Annotated in this window: 17 protein-coding genes; 12 read left to right on the top strand and 5 right to left on the bottom strand. The window is 57.3% G+C overall.

The genetic code is table 11. The annotated features are described in order from the left end of the window. The first annotated feature begins 3 nt into the window (after positions 1–3). Entirely contained in the window at positions 4–213 is a 210-nt protein-coding gene (locus tag KHQ24_RS14570; RefSeq protein WP_032456811.1) for a CsbD family protein, read from the top strand. Positions 214–308: 95 nt separating this feature from the next. On the opposite strand, the gene zur is transcribed toward KHQ24_RS14570, so the two are convergent. After that, positions 309–824 (bottom strand): zinc uptake transcriptional repressor Zur, encoded by a 516-nt coding sequence (gene zur / locus KHQ24_RS14565; RefSeq protein ID WP_004206294.1) that lies wholly within the window; start codon positions 822–824, stop codon positions 309–311. 248 nt (positions 825–1,072) lie between these two features. On the opposite strand from zur, the gene KHQ24_RS14560 reads away from it, so the two are divergent. The 3 genes from KHQ24_RS14560 (at position 1,073) to pspG (ending at position 3,043) form a co-directional block, all read left to right on the top strand. Further along, a complete protein-coding gene (locus KHQ24_RS14560; protein WP_004206295.1) occupies positions 1,073–1,561 on the top strand; it encodes a cupin domain-containing protein in 489 nt (162 codons plus the stop codon). A 100-nt stretch (positions 1,562–1,661) separates the two neighbouring features. Next, positions 1,662–2,660, top strand: coding sequence for a tRNA dihydrouridine(20/20a) synthase DusA (dusA, locus tag KHQ24_RS14555; protein ID WP_048322675.1), 999 nt, complete (start codon positions 1,662–1,664; stop codon positions 2,658–2,660). A gap of 140 nt (positions 2,661–2,800) precedes the next feature. Further along, positions 2,801–3,043, top strand: a complete 243-nt coding sequence (pspG, locus tag KHQ24_RS14550) for an envelope stress response protein PspG (protein WP_017900119.1) — start codon at positions 2,801–2,803, stop codon at positions 3,041–3,043. Positions 3,044–3,216: 173 nt separating this feature from the next. Here pspG and KHQ24_RS14545 read toward each other — a convergent pair whose 3' ends face one another. After that, on the bottom strand, positions 3,217–4,200 hold the full coding sequence (locus tag KHQ24_RS14545; RefSeq protein ID WP_043519214.1) for a quinone oxidoreductase: 984 nt from the start codon (positions 4,198–4,200) through the stop codon (positions 3,217–3,219). A 169-nt stretch (positions 4,201–4,369) separates the two neighbouring features. On the opposite strand from KHQ24_RS14545, the gene dnaB reads away from it, so the two are divergent. The 6 genes from dnaB to KHQ24_RS14515 all read left to right on the top strand — a co-directional run bounded on the left by dnaB (position 4,370) and on the right by KHQ24_RS14515 (position 10,080). Then, a complete protein-coding gene (gene dnaB, locus KHQ24_RS14540) occupies positions 4,370–5,785 on the top strand; it encodes a replicative DNA helicase (protein WP_002884942.1) in 1,416 nt (471 codons plus the stop codon). A 31-nt stretch (positions 5,786–5,816) separates the two neighbouring features. Beyond that, positions 5,817–6,896: an alanine racemase gene (gene alr, locus KHQ24_RS14535; protein WP_048294005.1), complete on the top strand. Its 1,080-nt coding sequence runs from the start codon at positions 5,817–5,819 to the stop codon at positions 6,894–6,896. Between the two features lie 177 nt (positions 6,897–7,073). After that, positions 7,074–8,267, top strand: a complete 1,194-nt coding sequence (gene tyrB / locus KHQ24_RS14530; protein WP_043519217.1) for an aromatic amino acid transaminase — start codon at positions 7,074–7,076, stop codon at positions 8,265–8,267. Positions 8,268–8,458: 191 nt separating this feature from the next. Next, a complete protein-coding gene (gene aphA / locus KHQ24_RS14525; RefSeq protein ID WP_004206302.1) occupies positions 8,459–9,172 on the top strand; it encodes an acid phosphatase AphA in 714 nt (237 codons plus the stop codon). Between the two features lie 131 nt (positions 9,173–9,303). Next, positions 9,304–9,720 carry a secondary thiamine-phosphate synthase enzyme YjbQ gene (locus KHQ24_RS14520; RefSeq protein ID WP_004206303.1) on the top strand — a complete coding sequence of 139 codons (417 nt, stop codon included), beginning with the start codon at positions 9,304–9,306 and terminating at the stop codon, positions 9,718–9,720. Between the two features lie 3 nt (positions 9,721–9,723). Beyond that, entirely contained in the window at positions 9,724–10,080 is a 357-nt protein-coding gene (locus tag KHQ24_RS14515; protein ID WP_211777336.1) for an MmcQ/YjbR family DNA-binding protein, read from the top strand. On the opposite strand, the gene uvrA is transcribed toward KHQ24_RS14515, so the two are convergent. Continuing rightward, positions 10,081–12,906 carry an excinuclease ABC subunit UvrA gene (gene uvrA, locus KHQ24_RS14510; RefSeq protein ID WP_023291635.1) on the bottom strand — a complete coding sequence of 942 codons (2,826 nt, stop codon included), beginning with the start codon at positions 12,904–12,906 and terminating at the stop codon, positions 10,081–10,083. A 251-nt stretch (positions 12,907–13,157) separates the two neighbouring features. Between uvrA and ssb1 the strand changes: the two genes are divergently transcribed. Beyond that, positions 13,158–13,682, top strand: a complete 525-nt coding sequence (gene ssb1, locus KHQ24_RS14505; RefSeq protein ID WP_004151744.1) for a single-stranded DNA-binding protein SSB1 — start codon at positions 13,158–13,160, stop codon at positions 13,680–13,682. Between the two features lie 121 nt (positions 13,683–13,803). Here the strand turns inward: ssb1 and KHQ24_RS14500 are convergent, their stop codons facing one another. Further along, a complete protein-coding gene (locus tag KHQ24_RS14500) occupies positions 13,804–15,384 on the bottom strand; it encodes a lytic transglycosylase F (RefSeq protein ID WP_211777335.1) in 1,581 nt (526 codons plus the stop codon). Between the two features lie 588 nt (positions 15,385–15,972). Between KHQ24_RS14500 and KHQ24_RS14495 the strand changes: the two genes are divergently transcribed. Beyond that, positions 15,973–18,231, top strand: a complete 2,259-nt coding sequence (locus tag KHQ24_RS14495; protein WP_043519224.1) for a TonB-dependent siderophore receptor — start codon at positions 15,973–15,975, stop codon at positions 18,229–18,231. Positions 18,232–18,495: 264 nt separating this feature from the next. Here KHQ24_RS14495 and KHQ24_RS14490 read toward each other — a convergent pair whose 3' ends face one another. Continuing rightward, entirely contained in the window at positions 18,496–18,864 is a 369-nt protein-coding gene (locus KHQ24_RS14490) for a helix-turn-helix transcriptional regulator (protein WP_017900112.1), read from the bottom strand. Positions 18,865–18,884: the final 20 nt, after the last annotated feature.

Genomic DNA, 18,884 nt, shown 5'->3' with positions numbered 1-18,884 from the left:
ATCATGAATAAAGACGAAATCGGCGGTAACTGGAAACAGTTGAAAGGTAAAGCCAAGGAACAGTGGGGCAAACTTACCGATGATGATATGACCGTAATCGAAGGGAAGCGCGACCAGCTGGTCGGCAAAATTCAGGAGCGTTACGGCTATGCGAAAGATGAGGCTGAGAAAGAAGTCTCAGACTGGGAGCATAAGAACGACTATCGCTGGTAGCGTTCCTTGATCCGAAGAAAGAAGCATTTGTGTTAGTGCCTGTCTGAATGGCGCAGGGACGCGCCGTTAACCCTTTTTCCCGCTGCGGCTGCCGCTCAGCGGGCTTTCTTTTTGAGCTGAATAGTATGATCGTGGTGGCAGTGTCCCGGCGTGCTGCAGGCTTCTACTTCCACGCAGCTCGCGCAGAGGCCGTGGGCTTCAATCACGTTGTGGCGCAGGGCGAAGCCCATTCTGGCCGCCAGCGTATGCATGATATCTTCCACCCCTTCAGCCGCCTCTTCCTTCACCACGCCGCAGCGGTCGCAGATAAACATGGCCGAGCTGTGGGTCGGCTGGTCAAAAAGATGACACAGCACATAGCTGTTGGTCGATTCCACCTTGTGGACAAAACCCTGCTCGAGTAAGAACTCCAGCGCGCGGTAGACCGTCGGCGGCTTCGCCTGCGGCTCTTTCTCGCGCAGCAGATCCAGCAGGTCGTAGGCGCTGATTGCCCCTTGCTGCAGGCTCATCAGGCGCAACACTTCCAGACGCTGTGGGGTCAGGCGTACGCCGCGTTGCGCACACAGCTTTTCAGCATGCGCTAACATCTCTTGCGAAGGGGTCTTATCCATGAGCATCCTCAGGTTGCGTGAAATTGAATCTGTTACTTTATCACGTTCCGCGGAAAACGCCGAGACCCGACGGGTGATGCGGGTCATACTTCAGATTGTCGGTGCCTGCGCCAGTTCCGGGGGCTGGCCGCTGACGCTCGTGGAGGCTGCGCCTTAGCCGGCCGCTAAAACCGTCATGCCCGATTTAATCGCAACACGCCTGACCCAGGTATGCTATATCTGAAGTGTCTCATTTTCGGGAGAAAACGATGAAACGACCTGATTGCATTCGCCACTGGCGCGAACTGGAAGGGCCCGACGATGCCACTTATCCCGACAGCCCGGAGCGTTTTTCCATTGGCGCGCCGCTGGGGCGCGGTTTACGCCTCAACCGGCTGGGGATCCACCACGAGAGACTGCCGCCCGGGCGGCGCACCTCTTACCCGCACGCGGAGAGCGATGAGGAAGAGTTCATCTATGTGCTGGAGGGCTATCCGGAAGTGTGGATAAACGGCTATCTCTGGAAACTGGAGCCGGGGGACAGCGTGGGTTTTCCCGCTGGTACCGGCATCTGCCACACTTTTCTCAATAACACCGAGCAGGAGGTTCGTCTGTTGGTGGTGGGTGAGGCCAACAAAAAGTACAACCGAATTTACTACCCGCTCAATCCTGGCTATGCCGCGACGCGCCAGGATCGCTGGGTTGACCATCCGCCGCAGTTCTTTGGCCCACATGACGGCAAACCGCGGATAAAGTAATCGACACCGGGAAGGGGCGAAGCGCGGCGCACTACGCGCCTGTGATTTATCTTTATGCTATAGTAGCGCCCCTTTTTACCCGGATGCTTATTTATTCGCCATGATGCCTGAATCAACGTCACCTGTTTTCCCTGCTCATCGCTTCTCCATCGCGCCGATGCTCGACTGGACTGACCGACATTGCCGCTACTTCCTGCGGCTGCTGTCGCGGCATACGCTGCTGTATACCGAAATGGTGACCACCGGGGCGATTATTCATGGCAAAGGCGACTACCTGGCGTATAGCGAAGAAGAGCACCCGGTCGCTCTGCAGCTCGGCGGCAGCGACCCGCAGGCCCTGGCGCAGTGCGCGAAGCTGGCCGAGGCGCGCGGCTATGACGAGATCAATCTCAACGTCGGCTGCCCCTCCGATCGCGTGCAGAACGGGATGTTTGGCGCCTGCCTGATGGGTAACGCGCCGCTGGTGGCCGACTGTATCAAAGCGATGCGCGATGTGGTGTCGATCCCGGTCACGGTGAAGACCCGTATCGGCATCGACGACCAGGATAGCTATGAATTCCTCTGTGATTTCATTGAGACGGTCTCCGGCAAGGGCGAATGTGAGATGTTTATTATTCACGCCCGCAAAGCCTGGCTCTCCGGTCTGAGCCCGAAAGAGAACCGCGAGATCCCGCCGCTGGATTACCCCCGCGTCTGGCAGCTGAAGCGTGACTTCCCCCACCTGACGATGGCGATTAACGGCGGTATCAAATCGCTGGATGAAGCCAGAATGCAGCTTGAGCATATGGATGGGGTGATGGTCGGGCGTGAGGCCTATCAGAATCCGGGTATTCTGGCTTCGGTCGACCGGGAGATTTTCGGCGTCGCCGGCGCGGATGCCGATCCGGTGGCCGTCGTGCGGGCCATGTACCCGTATATTGAGCGCGAGCTCAGCAAGGGCACCTATCTGGGCCATATCACCCGTCATATGCTGGGACTGTTTCAGGGTATCCCAGGCGCCCGCCAGTGGCGTCGCTACCTGAGCGAAAATGCGCATAAAGCCGGCGCCGACATTGCGGTGCTGGAGCAGGCCCTGAAGCTGGTGGCCGATAAGCGTTAGTTTCTCACCAAAACCTGGTGAAATTGACCACGCCTCGCGCGCCAGCACGGGGCGTTTTCTATTAAATTCAGATGGTTATTGTTGGCATGTTTTTTGTAATACCTGCAGAGCGACATATTAATGACTGTGGGGAGAGAGCCATGCTGGAACTGTTATTTGTCATCGGATTTTTTGTCATGCTGCTGGTCACCGGCGTATCGCTGTTGGGGATTATCGCCGCCATCGTGGTGGCTACGGCGCTGATGTTCGTCGGCGGTTTGTTTGCTTTAATGATCAAATTGCTGCCGTGGCTGCTGTTGGCGGTGGTGGTGGTGTGGGTTATTCGGGCGCTGAAAACCCCGGAGGGAAACGCTTTTCGCGACAATAACCGTTGGCGTTACTAAGGTATTGAGGGGTGTGTCACAACCTGAACAATTTTGCACAGAACCGCGTAGGCATCGCTACGCAAATCTGTCACTATTAGCGCGTTAACGAATTCATCGCGCTGTACCCTACATACAGCCGAACTAAAAAAAAGTAAGGGCTTCCCAGGTGGAAGCCCTAAACTTTTGTCCGCTTACGGCAGCAGCAGACTCGACCCCTGTGTCACCCGGCTCTCCAGAACTTCATGCGCCTGTCGCGCTTCGGTCAGCGGATAGGTCTGACTCTCGGGCACGTCCACTTTGATTACTCCACTGGCGATCAGCGAAAACAGCTCACTGCAGGCTTCAGCCAGCTCTTCCCGGTTGGTGATATAGCCCTGCAGCGATGGGCGGGTGACGTACAGAGAACCTTTCTGATTCAGGATCCCCAGATTAACGCCGGTCACCGGGCCGGAGGAGTTGCCAAAGCTGACCATCAGGCCGCGGCGCTGCAGACAGTCCAGAGAGGCTTCCCAGGTATCTTTCCCTACCGAGTCATAGACTACGGCGACTTTCTTACCGTCGGTGAGCGCTTTGAGCCGCTCCGCGATAGGTTCTTCGCGATAGTTAATCACCTGCCAGGCGCCCGCCGCTTTGGCGCGCTGCGCCTTCTGCGCGCTGCCGACGGTGCCGATAAGTTTCGCCCCCAGCGCTTTCGCCCACTGACAGGCAATCAGCCCCACGCCGCCGGCGGCGGCATGAAACAGGAACATCTCATCAGGCTTAATTTCGTAAGTTTTACGCAACAGATACCAGACCGTTAATCCTTTGAGGAACGACGCGGCGGCCTGTTCGAAAGAGATGGCGTCCGGCAGGACCGCCGCTTTATCGGCCAGCACATTGTGCACCGTGCTGTAGGCGCCGAGCGCCGACTGGGCGTACACCACCCGATCGCCTGCCTTAATGTGCGTCACCCCATGGCCGACTTTACTGACGATGCCGGCCGCCTCGGTGCCCAGACCGCTCGGCAGCGACGGCGGCGGATAGAGGCCGCTGCGAACATAGGTGTCGATATAATTGATACCGATAGCTTTGTTTTCGACCTGAATTTCATGCTCCGCAGGATCGCGAGGGGTAAACTCAACCGCCTGAAGCACCTCCGGCCCCCCGTGTTTTGAAAATTCGATGCGTGTTGCCATGTTCGCTCCTGTGTTGTTCTGAGATTATCCAGTAAGCTTAACAGCCTGCGGCGGCAGCGACGGATTTTCTTACCCGCCTCAGGCCAGCCACGCTTAATGGGTTCTTTAGCGGCAATGGCTTTCTCGCTATACTGTCACGCTCTTTTCCGTATCGGTGAAATGTTAGGCTATGGCAGGAAATAAACCCTTCAACAAACCACAGACAGAAACCCGCGAACGCGATCCGCAGCTCGCCGGGCTGAAAGTCCCGCCGCACTCGATTGAAGCGGAGCAGTCGGTGTTGGGCGGTTTAATGCTGGATAACGAGCGCTGGGACGACGTTGCCGAACGCGTCGTTGCCGACGACTTTTATACCCGTCCGCATCGTCATATTTTTACCGAGATGGCGCGCCTGCAGGAGTCGGGCAGCCCGATTGACCTGATCACCCTTGCGGAGTCGCTGGAGCGTCAGGGACAGCTGGACAGCGTCGGCGGCTTTGCCTATCTGGCGGAACTGTCCAAAAATACCCCCAGCGCGGCGAACATCAGCGCCTATGCCGACATCGTGCGCGAACGCGCGGTCGTGCGCGAGATGATCTCGGTGGCCAATGAGATCGCCGAGGCCGGCTTCGACCCGCAGGGGCGAACCAGCGAAGATCTGCTCGATCTCGCCGAGTCCCGCGTCTTTAAAATCGCTGAAAGCCGGGCCAATAAAGACGAAGGGCCGAAAAACATCGCCGATGTCCTCGACGCCACCGTCGCCCGTATCGAACAGCTGTTCCAGCAGCCGCATGACGGCGTTACCGGGGTCAACACCGGCTACGACGACCTCAACAAAAAGACCGCCGGCCTGCAGCCGTCGGATCTGATTATCGTCGCCGCCCGTCCGTCGATGGGTAAAACGACCTTCGCGATGAACCTCGTGGAAAACGCAGCGATGCTGCAGGACAAACCGGTACTCATCTTCAGTCTCGAGATGCCCTCCGAGCAGATCATGATGCGTTCTCTGGCCTCGCTGTCGCGCGTCGATCAGACCCGCATTCGTACCGGTCAGCTGGACGATGAAGACTGGGCGCGGATCTCCGGCACCATGGGCATTCTGCTGGAAAAACGTAACATCTATATCGATGACTCCTCCGGCCTGACGCCGACGGAAGTGCGTTCCCGCGCGCGGCGTATCGCCCGCGAGCATGGCGGCATCGGGCTGATTATGATCGACTACCTGCAGCTGATGCGCGTGCCGTCGCTCTCTGACAACCGTACCCTGGAGATCGCCGAAATCTCCCGCTCGCTGAAGGCGCTGGCCAAAGAGCTACAGGTGCCGGTGGTGGCGCTGTCGCAGCTGAACCGCTCACTGGAACAACGTGCCGATAAACGTCCGGTCAACTCCGACCTGCGTGAGTCCGGCTCTATCGAACAGGATGCCGACTTAATCATGTTCATTTACCGTGATGAGGTCTATCACGAGAACAGCGATCTTAAGGGCATCGCGGAAATTATCATTGGTAAACAACGTAACGGCCCGATCGGCACCGTGCGACTGACCTTCAACGGTCAGTGGTCGCGTTTCGATAATTATGCCGGTCCTCAGTATGATGATGAGTAACCCTTCCTCCTTCTTTTATTAAGGAATTCAAATGCAAGCGGCAACTGTAGTTATCAACCGCCGCGCTCTGCGACACAACCTGCAACGTCTGCGTGAACTGGCGCCTGCCAGCAAACTGGTTGCGGTGGTGAAAGCGAACGCCTACGGACACGGTCTTCTTGAGACCGCGCGAACGCTGACCGACGCCGACGCTTTTGGCGTCGCCCGCCTGGAAGAGGCGCTGCGCCTGCGAGCGGGGGGGATCGCGCAGCCGATCCTCCTGCTGGAAGGCTTTTTTGCGGCGGAAGACCTGGCGGTGATCGCCGCTCAGCGTCTGCATACCGCGGTGCATAGCCCCGAACAGCTGGCGGCCCTGGAGCAAGCCGATCTCCCCGAGCCGGTGACCGTGTGGATGAAGCTGGATACCGGCATGCATCGCTTAGGGGTGCGCCCGGAGGAAGCCGAGGCGTTTTATCAGCGTCTGAGCCAGTGCAAAAACGTCCGCCAGCCGGTTAACGTGGTGAGCCACTTCGCCCGCGCCGATGAGCCGACCTGCGGCGCCACCGAACGCCAGCTGGATATCTTCACCACCTTTACCGAAGGCAAGCCGGGATTGCGCTCTATCGCCGCTTCGGGCGGTATCCTGCTGTGGCCGCAGTCGCATTATGACTGGGTGCGTCCGGGCATTATCCTGTATGGCGTGTCGCCGCTGGACGATCGCTCCACCGGGAAAGATTTTGGCTGTCAGCCGGTGATGACCCTGACGTCCAGCCTGATTGCCGTGCGCGAGCATAAAGCAGGGGAGCCCGTCGGCTACGGCGGCACCTGGGTCAGCGAACGCGACACGCGTCTCGGCGTGGTCGCGATGGGCTATGGCGACGGTTATCCGCGCGCCGCGCCGTCGGGCACCCCGGTGCTGGTCAATGGCCGCGAAGTGCCGATTGTCGGCCGGGTGGCGATGGATATGATCTGCGTTGACCTCGGCCCGCAGGCCCAGGATAAAGCCGGCGACGCGGTGGTGCTGTGGGGAGAGGGACTCCCGGTAGAGCGCATCGCCGAGATCACGAAAGTGAGTGCTTACGAACTTATTACGCGACTGACCTCCCGCGTCGCCATGAAATACCTCGACTAAGCCTTGTTCGTACCGGATAGCTCAGACACTTATCCGGTACGCTATCGGTATAGCCGCGGACAAAAAAGCGGTTTATACCGCTGCGCGGTCACTTTCCCCTCAACATCCTCTCGACCTGCCGTCATATCCGGTTTATTGTGTAAGAACCTGCCCCATGTAAACCTGGAGATACATCGCGTGTTTCAAAAAGTTGACGCCTACGCCGGCGACCCTATTCTTTCTCTGATGGAACGCTTCAAAGAAGACCCGCGAAGCGACAAAGTCAACCTGAGTATCGGGCTGTATTACAACGATGACGGCATTATCCCGCAGCTGCAGGCGGTGGCGGAAGCGGAAGCGCGCCTGAACGCCGAGCCGCACGGCGCCTCGCTGTATCTGCCGATGGAAGGGCTGAGCGGCTACCGCCAGGCAATTGCGCCGCTGCTGTTTGGCGCGGAGCATAGCGCGCTTAAGCAAAACCGCATCGCCTCCATTCAGACGGTCGGCGGTTCGGGCGCGCTGAAGGTCGGGGCCGACTTCCTCAAACGCTACTTTCCTGAGTCTCATGTCTGGGTCAGCGACCCGACCTGGGAAAACCACATTGCCATATTTGAAGGGGCTGGCTTCGAAGTAAGTACTTACCCCTGGTTTGATAAAGCCACCAACGGCGTGCGCTTTGAAGCGCTGCTGGCGACGCTGCAAACGCTGCCGGCGCGCGACATTGTGCTGCTGCACCCCTGCTGCCACAACCCGACCGGCGCCGACCTGACGCCGGAACAGTGGGATCGTGTGGTGGAGATCCTGAAAGCGCGTCAGCTGATCCCGTTCCTCGACATCGCCTACCAGGGCTTTGGCGCAGGGCTGGAAGAGGATGCCTACGCCATTCGCGCCATCGCCAGCGCCGGGATGCCGATGCTGGTCAGCAACTCGTTCTCCAAAATTTTCTCCCTGTACGGGGAGCGCGTCGGCGGCCTGTCGGTGGTCTGTGAAGACAGTGAAACCGCAGGCCGCGTGCTTGGCCAACTGAAGGCCACCGTGCGCCGCAACTACTCCAGCCCGCCGAGCTTTGGCGCGCAGGTGGTGGCGACGGTGCTGAACGATGCCGGGCTGAAATCCACCTGGCAGGCGGAAGTGGACGCCATGCGCGCGCATATCCTGACTATGCGTCAGGCGCTGGTCGACGCGCTGCAGCAGGTTGCCCCGGGCAGCGATGTGGATTACCTGCTCAAGCAGCGCGGGATGTTCAGCTACACCGGCTTCAGTGCGGCGCAGGTGGATCGCCTGCGCGACGAGTTTGGCGTCTACCTGATTGCCAGCGGACGCATGTGCGTGGCGGGGTTAAACTCACGTAATGTTCAGCAGGTCGCGAAAGCCTTTGCCGCGGTAATGTAAGCCGCTCTCCAGCAGGTTGTCTCTGCCGGTCAACGGGCAGGGGCAACCCCCTCTGATTGTGATCATCCTCTTTTTCTATGACATCTACGCGAAAAAGGCTTTTCATCCCTGTCGCCTGCGGGTAAGGTCGGGGCGTTACTAAGCATGCACATTATTGAAAACAATAATGATTGATAGATTTAGGGATAAATATGCGCAAACTTACTCTCGCCCTTGCGGCGGCTTCTCTCCTGTTCACGCTGAACAGCGCCGTAGTAGCGCGCGCCTCCACGCCACAGCCGCTGTGGGTCGGCACCAACGTGGCCCAGTTGGCCGAGCAGGCGCCGATCCACTGGGTTTCGGTGGCGCAAATTGAGAACAGCCTGCTGGGGCGTCCGCCGATGGCCGTCGGCTTTGATATCGATGACACCGTTCTCTTCTCCAGTCCTGGTTTCTGGCGCGGGCAAAAAACCTTCTCTCCCGGCAGTGAGGATTACCTGAAAAACCCGCAGTTCTGGGAAAAAATGAACAACGGCTGGGACGAATTCAGCATGCCAAAAGAGGTGGCGCGCCAGCTGATTGCCATGCATGTGAAGCGTGGCGACAGCATCTGGTTCGTCACCGGCCGCAGCCAGACCAAAACAGAAACCGTTTCTAAAACCCTGCAGGATGATTTTCTTATCCCCGCCGCCAATATGAACCCGGTGATTTTCGCTGGCGATAAGCCGGGTCAGAATACCAAGACCCAGTGGCTGCAGACGAAGCAGATAAAGGTTTTCTATGGCGACTCGGATAACGATATTACCGCCGCCCGCGAGGCGGGCGCCCGCGGGATCCGCGTGCTGCGTGCCGCCAACTCCTCCTATAAGCCGCTGCCGATGGCCGGCGCGCTGGGCGAAGAAGTGATCGTCAATTCCGAATACTGACAGGCGTCAGAACGTGATAAACGGCAGCGGTGACGCTGCCGTTTTTTTATGCAAAATCCGTGGTGGAAGGTTTTACCTTTTCACGTATTGCTGCACACTTAGAGGGATTCATTCGCAAAAAGGAGTCGATGATGTGGTATCAGCAAACCCTGACGCTTGGGCCTAAATCCCGTGGTTTTCATCTGGTCACCGACGAAATCCTCGGCCAGATCCGCGGGCTGTCCGGGGTGAAGGTCGGCCTGCTACACCTCCTGCTCCAGCATACTTCCGCTTCCCTGACGCTCAACGAAAACTGCGATCCCACCGTCCGGTATGACATGGAGCAGTATTTTCTTAACGCCGTGCCGGACAATGCGCCGTACGAACATGATTATGAAGGCCCTGACGATATGCCGTCGCACATCAAATCATCGATGCTTGGCGTGTCGCTGATGCTGCCGGTTGAGGACGGACGCGTCAGGCTGGGGACCTGGCAGGGCATCTGGCTGGGGGAGCATCGGATACACGGCGGTTCGCGGCACATCGTTGCGACGCTCATGGGGGAATAAAAGATGACAATTTCGGAGTTATTGCAGTACTGCATGGCGAAGCCGGGAGCAGAGCAGAGCGTCCACAGCGACTGGGAAGCCACGCAGATTAAGGTCTCGGACGTGCTGTTTGCCATGGTGAAGGAGGTCGAAGACCAGCGGCCGGCGGTTGCGCTGAAGGCGAGCCCGGAGCTGGCGGAGCTGTTACGGCAGCAGCATCGCGACGTCCGGCCCAGCCAGCATCTCAATAAAGCGCACTGGAGCACCGTCTTTCTGGATGGCTCGCTGCCGGATTCGCAAATCTACTATCTGGTCGATGCGTCTTATCAGCAGGCGGTGAAAATGCTGCCGGAGCCGGTCCGGCAGCAGCTTTCTCGCTAATTATTTTAGCATCGGCTTCAGGAAGCGCGCGGTGTGCGAGGCTTCGCACTCGGCGACGGTTTCCGGGGTACCGGAAACCAGAATTTCGCCGCCGCCGCTGCCGCCTTCCGGGCCGAGATCGACAATCCAGTCGGCCGTTTTTATCACGTCGAGATTGTGCTCAATCACCACGATGGTATTGCCCTGATCGCGCAGCTGGTGCAGCACTTCCAGCAGCTGCTGGATATCGGCGAAGTGCAGACCGGTGGTCGGCTCATCGAGGATATACAGCGTCTGGCCGGTACCGCGCTTGGACAGCTCGCGCGCCAGCTTGACGCGCTGCGCCTCGCCGCCGGACAGGGTCGTCGCCGACTGGCCGAGACGGATATAGGTCAGACCCACGTCCATCAGGGTTTGCAGTTTACGCGCCAGCGCCGGTACGGCATCAAAGAACTCGCGCGCTTCTTCGATAGTCATATCCAGCACTTCGTGGATGGTTTTGCCTTTGTACTTAATCTCCAGCGTTTCGCGGTTATAGCGCTTACCTTTGCACTGGTCGCACGGTACGTAGATATCCGGCAGGAAGTGCATTTCGACCTTGATCACCCCGTCGCCCTGGCAGGCTTCGCAGCGACCGCCGCGGACGTTAAAACTGAAACGGCCCGGCGTATAGCCGCGGGAACGTGATTCCGGCACCCCGGCGAACAGCTCGCGCACCGGCGTAAACACCCCGGTATAGGTCGCGGGGTTGGAGCGCGGCGTGCGGCCGATCGGGCTCTGGTCGATATCGATGACTTTATCGAAGTGCTCCAGCCCCTGAATATCGCGATACGGCGCCGGTTCGGCGATGGTCGCGCCGTTAAGCTGACGCTGGGCAATGGGGAACAGGGTGTCGTTGATCAGCGTGGATTTACCCGAGCCGGAGACGCCGGTGATGCAGGTAAACAGGCCCACCGGCAGGGTCAGCGTCACGTCTTTCAGGTTGTTGCCGCGCGCGCCGGTTAGCTTGAGGACTTTCTCCGGATCGGCGGGCACGCGCTGCTTCGGCACTTCAATTTTGCGCTTACCGCTCATGAACTGGCCGGTCAGGGATTCCGGTACCGCCATAATGGCCTCCAGCGGCCCTTCCGCCACCACCTGGCCGCCGTGGACCCCGGCCCCGGGGCCGATATCGATCACATGGTCGGCGGCGCGAATGGCGTCTTCGTCATGCTCAACCACGATCACCGTGTTGCCTAAATTACGCAGGTGGATCAGGGTCCCGAGCAGGCGCTCGTTATCGCGCTGGTGCAGGCCGATGGAGGGCTCATCCAGGACGTACATCACGCCAACCAGTCCGGCGCCAATCTGGCTCGCCAGACGGATACGCTGGGCCTCGCCGCCGGAGAGCGTTTCCGCCGAGCGGGAGAGCGTCAGGTAGTTGAGGCCGACGTTGACGAGGAACTTCAGGCGATCGCCAATCTCTTTCAGCACTTTTTCGGCGATTTTTGCCCGCTGGCCGGAGAGCTTCAGATTGTTAAAGAAGTCCATCGCGTGGCCGATGCTCATATCGGAAATGGTCGGCAGCGGGGTGTTTTCCACAAACACGTGGCGCGCCTCACGGCGCAGACGCGTACCGTCGCAGCTGGCGCACGGGCGATTGCTGATGAACTTCGCCAGCTCTTCGCGCACCGCGCTGGATTCCGTCTCTTTGTAGCGGCGCTCCATGTTATGCAGCACGCCTTCGAACGGATGGCGGCGCACCGAGGTGTCGCCGCGGTCGTTCATGTATTTGAATTCAATATTCTCTTTACCGGAACCGTACAGGACCACTTTCTGCACGCTGGCGCTGAGGGTGCCCCACGGCGCTTCAACGTCAAACTTATAGTGCTCCGCCAGCGACTTCAGCATCTGGAAGTAGTAGAAGTTACGCCGATCCCAGCCGCGGATGGCGCCGCCCGCCAGCGACAGCTCCGGATTTTGCACCACGCGATCGGGGTCGAAATATTGCTGCACGCCGAGACCGTCGCAGGTCGGGCAGGCACCCGCCGGGTTGTTGAAGGAGAACAGGCGCGGCTCCAGCTCGCGCATGCTGTAGCCGCAGATCGGGCAGGCGAAGTTGGCGGAAAACAGCAGCTCTTCCGCTTTCTCATCATCCATATTGGCCACGATGGCGGTACCGCCGGAGAGCTCCAGCGCGGTTTCAAACGACTCGGCCAGACGTTGCGCCAGATCGTCGCGGACCTTGAAGCGGTCGATGACCACCTCGATGGTGTGTTTCTTCTGCAGCTCCAGCTTCGGCGGATCCGAGAGATCGCAGACTTCGCCGTCGATCCGTGCGCGGATATAGCCCTGGCTGGCGAGGTTTTCCAGGGTTTTGGTGTGCTCGCCTTTACGCTCTTTAATAATGGGCGCCAGCAGCATCAGACGCAGGCCTTCCGGCTGGGCGAGGACGTTATCGACCATCTGGCTGACGGTCTGCGCCGCCAGCGGCACGTCGTGGTCCGGACAGCGCGGCTCGCCGACGCGGGCGTACAGCAGACGCAGGTAGTCGTGAATTTCGGTAATAGTACCCACCGTCGAGCGGGGGTTGTGAGAGGTTGATTTCTGTTCGATGGAAATCGCCGGCGACAGCCCTTCGATATGGTCGACGTCCGGCTTCTCCATCAGCGACAGGAACTGTCGCGCATAGGCGGAGAGCGATTCGACGTAGCGACGCTGGCCTTCGGCATACAGGGTGTCGAAAGCCAGTGAAGATTTGCCAGACCCGGAAAGCCCGGTGACGACAATGAGTTTGTCGCGCGGGATAACGAGGTTGATGTTTTTGAGATTATGGGTGCGGGCGCCCCGAACTTCGATCTTATCCATTCACCTTTCCCGGTAGGTAGATACACGGATTGCCTGGTTTGCTTGAAGGACAAACGGCAGAAACGGCTAATTATGACACAATTTAACCTGAATGAATATACAGTATCGGAATGCAAATTCAGGTCGAGTGTGCAACAATGTCGTAGCCGGGTACTATCTCTGGAATCAGCCTCGCAGCTATTAAAATGCTACGTGGAAATGGTACACTCGCGCGTTTACACTATTAAGAAACGTATTCAGGAGACACGAACATGGCCAGCAGAGGCGTAAACAAGGTGATTCTCGTCGGTAATCTGGGGCAGGACCCGGAAGTACGCTACATGCCAAGTGGCGGCGCAGTCGCCAACTTCACGCTGGCAACTTCCGAATCCTGGCGTGACAAGCAGACCGGCGAAATGAAAGAGCAGACTGAATGGCACCGCGTTGTGCTGTTCGGCAAACTGGCTGAAGTCGCTGGTGAGTATCTGCGTAAAGGCTCTCAGGTGTACATTGAAGGCCAACTGCGTACCCGCAAGTGGACCGATCAATCCGGTCAGGACAAATACACCACTGAAGTGGTGGTAAACGTTGGCGGCACCATGCAGATGCTGGGCGGCCGTCAGGGCGGCGGCGCACCGGCAGGCGGCGGACAGCAGCAGGGCGGTTGGGGTCAGCCTCAACAGCCGCAGGGCGGCAACCAGTTCAGCGGCGGCGCGCAGTCCCGTCCGCAGCAGCAGGCTCCGGCAGCGCCTTCCAACGAACCGCCGATGGACTTCGACGACGATATCCCGTTCTAAGGCCTGCCTTAAACGCGATATCCGCGTAGTTAACACAGAAAGCCCCGGTTTCGCCGGGGCTTTTTTTATGATTATTTCACCACCGCCTCAGAAGTGGTTTTGACCGCTGGCCGCAAGCGCTTCAGGCCGTGGGCACCTGAGCGGTCGCGGGCATCGCCACGCTGGGCTGCGGTTTGGCTGGCGGCGCCACCGGCTCCTGCCGCGGCGCCGCCGTCGCTTTCTGTTTGCGGGCCATGTCATCGACGATCAGCCGATAGGCGATGTAATACTTATAGATATTGCTGACGTAGGTCACCGTTTCCGCGCCGATTTTTTCTGCCGCCAGATTTTCGACGTTACCGAACCAGACGTTTGGATCAAACCCGCGCTGTTTGGTCATGGTGCGCAGGCGGGCGATACGCGCCGGACCGGCGTTGTAGGAGGCAAAGGCAAATAGCGCTTTATCCAGCCGGGTCATGGGCTCATCAGCATAGTAACGATCTATCATCCAGCGCATATATTTCACGCCAGCATGAATATTGGGATCCAGCTGTTTAATATCGCCCACCTTCAGCTCTTTTCCGGTGCGGGGCATCACCTGCATCACTCCGACGGCGCCAACGTGGCTTCGAACCGACTGGTTCAGCCGCGACTCCTGGTATCCCTGGGCCGCCATCAGCAGCCAGTCGACATCATAGCGATCGCCATATTTACGGAAGACGTCCACCATGGCGAGGAACTTGCGCCGTTCCTTACTCGCTGCGGCATTTTTAACATATTGGGCATTTTTCAGGTAACGCAGCATCAGGGTATTACCCAGCGTGGTGCCCTGACGATTCTTTTTCACGAAGTTGTTCAGCAGCGCCAGCAGCTGCGGGCTGTCCTGGCGTACCGCCCACGCAATGTTGCCGCCGTCGCGCAGCACCACGTTGTCATGGACCTGGATTTTCGGAAATACCTGTTTCCAGAAAACCGCTTTATGCTGATCGACGACGATCAACGGCACCAGCCCGGCGTTGAGCATTTCCAGCAGATCTTCATCCTCCAGCGCTTCCGGCGCCGCTTCCAGGGTAACCGGCGGTCGTGACTCGCTGGCAAATCGGGCGTTCAGCGCTTGCAGACTTTCGTAATAGCTGGAGGAGCGGCGAACAAAGACCGTTTGACCGGAGAGCTGCTCCAGACTGTCGACCTTCGGCGATGCCGGGCCGGAGATCAGTAATTCTTTCACGTTGCTGTAGAGCGGTTGGGCGAAATCGACCTGGGCTTCCCGCGAGGGCGTGATAGTCAGGTTGGCGGCGGCGATATCCCCTTTACCTTCATTAAGCGCGGTAAAGAGATTATCCCGACTGACCGGCACAAAAACGATGTGCAGCTTCAGGTGGCGCTGTTTTAGCTTTTTATCTTTCGCCAGCTGTTTATTCAGATCGTTTTCCAGCGCGATAAAAATGTCGTGCGTTGCCCCGCGCTGGGTGCCTTTATCAATAAAAAAGAAGGTCTTGCTGTAGGTGGTTAATACCCGGATGGTGCGCCGATCGAGCATGCCAGGCAGATCGCCTTTCCACGGCTGCAGCATATCGTCGATATGGATCGACAGCGTGTTGTCTTCGGTTGCCACCGGCGGCGCGATTTCCGCCTCCGCCGCCGGCAGAAAAGGGGCGAATAACAGCGTCGCGAGGCAGGTAAGCCAGGCGATAAACAGGCGTGATAGCGAATTGGCGTTCATGGAGGAGCACTCCGCAGGGGGATGTGTTTATTTTAGCAGAACGGCCGCCGTTAGCTGGGTAGGACATGGGGGAAAAGGTGTAACGATACCGACAAAGAGTCTTTCGCAAATAGTATTACTTACTATTAATGTGCTTTTGTCTTTAATTTAACTATGGAGATAATATGATAAAAATATGTTTTTTTAATGATGAATAGAAAGTGATGATTTTATTTTTACTTTATTCTCTTCCGTTTGTTTTTTGGTAACCAGCTGATTGGTAAATGTTATTTTATTTTTCTCTGATATTGATTATTATCATCTTGATAATGAATCTCATTTTTATTACCGTAACACGGCACATTACTCTAATGACACGCTGTCTGGATTACGCTATCAAAGAATAGCGCGCAGCGCTTTTTCTCTAATGATGAAACAGGGCACTTAATTTTATTATGCCTCACGCTGTCTTCTTATTCCCATTAATGCCGGGAAGGCGCTGGCCTGCGCCAAAATCTGGCGAGGCGCTGAGGCAAGTATTTTATCCCATTGTTTTTTCAATTGGGGAAGGCGTTATGCCCGACAGCAACAGAAAACAGGGCATATTCTATGAAATACACGTCTCTCTTCCCGCTGGGGATCGCCATTCCTCTGTTTGCCTGTAGCGTGCCGCTGCAGGCGACAGAGAGCGTTATCGAACCATCGACGTCTGACGAGAGCACCCCCACTGCTGAAAATCACGAGGAAACGATGGTGGTGACTGCCGCCAGGCAGAACCTGCAGGCGCCGGGCGTGTCGACCATTACTGCGGACGAGATTCGCAAACATCCCCCCGCCCGCGATGTGTCGGAGTTAATTCGCACGCAACCCGGAGTCAATCTGACCGGTAACTCCACCAGCGGTCAGCGAGGCAACAACCGGCAAATTGATATCCGTGGGATGGGACCAGAGAACACTCTGGTGCTGGTCGATGGAAAACCGGTCACCAGCCGTAACTCGGTGCGGTATGGCTGGCGCGGCGATCGTGATTCCCGTGGCGATACCAACTGGGTGCCGGCAGAGATGATCGATCATATCGATGTGATCCGCGGCCCGGCGGCGGCGCGCTATGGTAATGGCGCGATGGGCGGGGTCGTCAACATCGTGACCAAACCGACCACGCCTGAATGGCATGGGTCGTGGAATACCTATATGAATGCTCCGCAGCATCGTAAAGAAGGGTCGACGAAACGTACCAACTTTAGCCTCAATGGTCCGCTGTCAGACAGTGTCAGCTTCAATCTCTGGGGTAATCTGAGTAAAACCCAGGCCGATGCTCAGGACATTAACGCCGGGCATGAAGCCGAGCGTACAGGCTCCTACGCGGGCTCTTATCCTGCCGGACGTGAAGGGGTGGTGAACAAAGATATTCACAGTAAGCTGCGCTGGGAGTTCGCCCCGATGCAGGCCCTGGAGTTTGAGGCCGGCTACAGCCGACAGGGCAACCTCTATGCCGGCGACACACAAAACACCAATACCAGTACGCTGGTGAAGAGCATGTACGGGAAAGAGACTAACCGTCTCTACCGGCAAACTTATGGCGTGACATGGACCGGCGGCTGGGATAATGGCGTGACCAGCAACAGCTATGCTCAGTACGAACACACCCGCAACTCGCGAATGAATGAAGGGCTGGCGGGGGGGACGGAAGGGATCTTCTCCAGTAGCGAGTTTTCAGATATCGATCTGGCCGATGTTCTGCTACATAGCGAAGTGAATATTCCGTTTACGCTGGGGGTCGATCAGAATCTGACGCTGGGGACAGAATGGAATCAGCAGCGGATGAAAGATGGCGTATCGACAACCCAGGCGCTCTCTTACGGAACTATCGATGGCGTATCGGCTACTGGTCGTAGCCCGTACTCCAGCGCCGAGATCTTCTCGCTGTTTACCGAAGATAATATGGCGCTAACGGACAGCACCATGCTGACACCCGCTCTGCGCTTCGACCACCACAGCATCGTCGGCAATAACTGGAGCCCCTCGCTGAACCTGTCCCAGGAGCTGACGGACGACTGGACGCTGAAGCTGGGCATTGCCCGCGCTTACAAGGCGCCTAACCTCTACCAGTTGAACCCGAACTATATTCTCTACAGCAACGGTCAAGGCTGTTACGCCAGTAGTTCCGCCTGCTATCTGATGGGGAATAGCGACCTGAAAGCGGAGACCAGCGTTAATAAAGAGATTGGTCTTGAGTATAAGCATGAGGGCTATCAGGCGGGAATCACCTGGTTCCGTAACGACTATCACAACAAGATTGAGTCAGGGTACGCGGCGGTGGGCACTGCCAGCAACGGCACCACCAATATCTATCAGTGGGAAAACGTACCAAAGGCGTTAGTGGAAGGCCTGGAAGGAACGTTGAATCTTCCGATGGGGGAGACGGTTAACTGGAGCAATAACCTGACATGGATGCTGCAGAGCAAGAATAAGACGACAGGCGACCGACTGTCAGTGATCCCGCAGTTTACCCTGAACTCGACTTTGAGCTGGCAGGTCCGTGAAGATCTCTCTCTGCAGAGCACCTTTACCTGGTATGGCCGACAGAAACCAAAACGCTTTAATTATAAGGGCGAGGCGGTCAGCGGCAGCGAATTAAACGAAGTCAGCCCATACAGTATTGTCGGTCTCAGTGCGACCTGGGATGTGAACAAAAACCTGAGCTTCACCAGCGGGATAGATAACCTGTTTGATATCCGCCACTATCGGGCAGGGAATGCGCAAACGACCGGCAACGCGACGACGGGAGCTTATCTGTATGGCGCGGGTGCCGAGACCTATAACGAATCGGGGCGGACCTTCTTTGTGAGCGTAAATACTCACTTCTGATGGTGCTGGTGAGAATGAAACCGGGTGCAGCGCGGCCCGGTTTTTTTATTTCAGATGAGAGCGGTGGAGACAATTATAAATGGTGACAAAATCTTCACGCCCTCTACATTATTAGCTCAAAATATCCTTTTATACTGATTTCCGTCGCGCAAGGTCGTTGATCCCGACCGGGCTCGATAATAGCATCCTGCTATTTCCCTTCTGCGATACCCCCTGTCCCCCTTCCATTCCCAACCGCAGCGATGCGGAGGAGGGGGACCTTCCTTATTTTTGCCGGGTGACCTGATGACGATATTGAGTGGGGGTGAGCGCATGATATTTTTTGAAGGTACGATTAAACGCACTGAGATCGTCATAACCAACCATAATACAAATATCGACAATACGGTAACCAGGCGTCGTCAGCAATAAACGGCGACAGAGCGACATGCGCTGCTGGCGGATATATTCCATCGGCGATCGATCAAAATAATGACGGAAGAGCCGAAACAAATGCCAGGGGGAATAACCAGAGATATCGCTCAGATCGTCGACGGTCAGTTTCTTATCCAGATTATTATCGATCCACAAGAGCAGGTCGCTTAATACCGATTGCTGGAGCGTTTTGCTATGCATGATTGAGGCCAATCCCAAAAACGAAGGGCTCCTCAATG

The organism is Klebsiella sp. 54 (assembly GCF_018223875.1).
GTDB classification, from domain to species: Bacteria; Pseudomonadota; Gammaproteobacteria; order Enterobacterales; family Enterobacteriaceae; genus Klebsiella; species Klebsiella quasipneumoniae.
This window is presented reverse-complemented; position numbering and strand designations above follow the sequence as displayed.

What these genes read in the sequence shown, in the direction of transcription:
- KHQ24_RS14520 (WP_004206303.1), top strand. Translation starts at nt 9,304, where the DNA reads ATGTGGTATCAGCAAACCCTGACGCTTGGGCCTAAATCCCGTGGTTTT.
- KHQ24_RS14560 (WP_004206295.1), top strand. Translation starts at nt 1,073, where the DNA reads ATGAAACGACCTGATTGCATTCGCCACTGGCGCGAACTGGAAGGGCCC.
- dnaB (WP_002884942.1), top strand. Translation starts at nt 4,370, where the DNA reads ATGGCAGGAAATAAACCCTTCAACAAACCACAGACAGAAACCCGCGAA.
- KHQ24_RS14545 (WP_043519214.1), bottom strand. Translation starts at nt 4,200, where the DNA reads ATGGCAACACGCATCGAATTTTCAAAACACGGGGGGCCGGAGGTGCTT.
- KHQ24_RS14570 (WP_032456811.1), top strand. Translation starts at nt 4, where the DNA reads ATGAATAAAGACGAAATCGGCGGTAACTGGAAACAGTTGAAAGGTAAA.
- uvrA (WP_023291635.1), bottom strand. Translation starts at nt 12,906, where the DNA reads ATGGATAAGATCGAAGTTCGGGGCGCCCGCACCCATAATCTCAAAAAC.
- KHQ24_RS14495 (WP_043519224.1), top strand. Translation starts at nt 15,973, where the DNA reads ATGAAATACACGTCTCTCTTCCCGCTGGGGATCGCCATTCCTCTGTTT.
- alr (WP_048294005.1), top strand. Translation starts at nt 5,817, where the DNA reads ATGCAAGCGGCAACTGTAGTTATCAACCGCCGCGCTCTGCGACACAAC.
- ssb1 (WP_004151744.1), top strand. Translation starts at nt 13,158, where the DNA reads ATGGCCAGCAGAGGCGTAAACAAGGTGATTCTCGTCGGTAATCTGGGG.
- KHQ24_RS14500 (WP_211777335.1), bottom strand. Translation starts at nt 15,384, where the DNA reads ATGAACGCCAATTCGCTATCACGCCTGTTTATCGCCTGGCTTACCTGC.
- KHQ24_RS14515 (WP_211777336.1), top strand. Translation starts at nt 9,724, where the DNA reads ATGACAATTTCGGAGTTATTGCAGTACTGCATGGCGAAGCCGGGAGCA.
- dusA (WP_048322675.1), top strand. Translation starts at nt 1,662, where the DNA reads ATGATGCCTGAATCAACGTCACCTGTTTTCCCTGCTCATCGCTTCTCC.
- pspG (WP_017900119.1), top strand. Translation starts at nt 2,801, where the DNA reads ATGCTGGAACTGTTATTTGTCATCGGATTTTTTGTCATGCTGCTGGTC.
- zur (WP_004206294.1), bottom strand. Translation starts at nt 824, where the DNA reads ATGGATAAGACCCCTTCGCAAGAGATGTTAGCGCATGCTGAAAAGCTG.
- aphA (WP_004206302.1), top strand. Translation starts at nt 8,459, where the DNA reads ATGCGCAAACTTACTCTCGCCCTTGCGGCGGCTTCTCTCCTGTTCACG.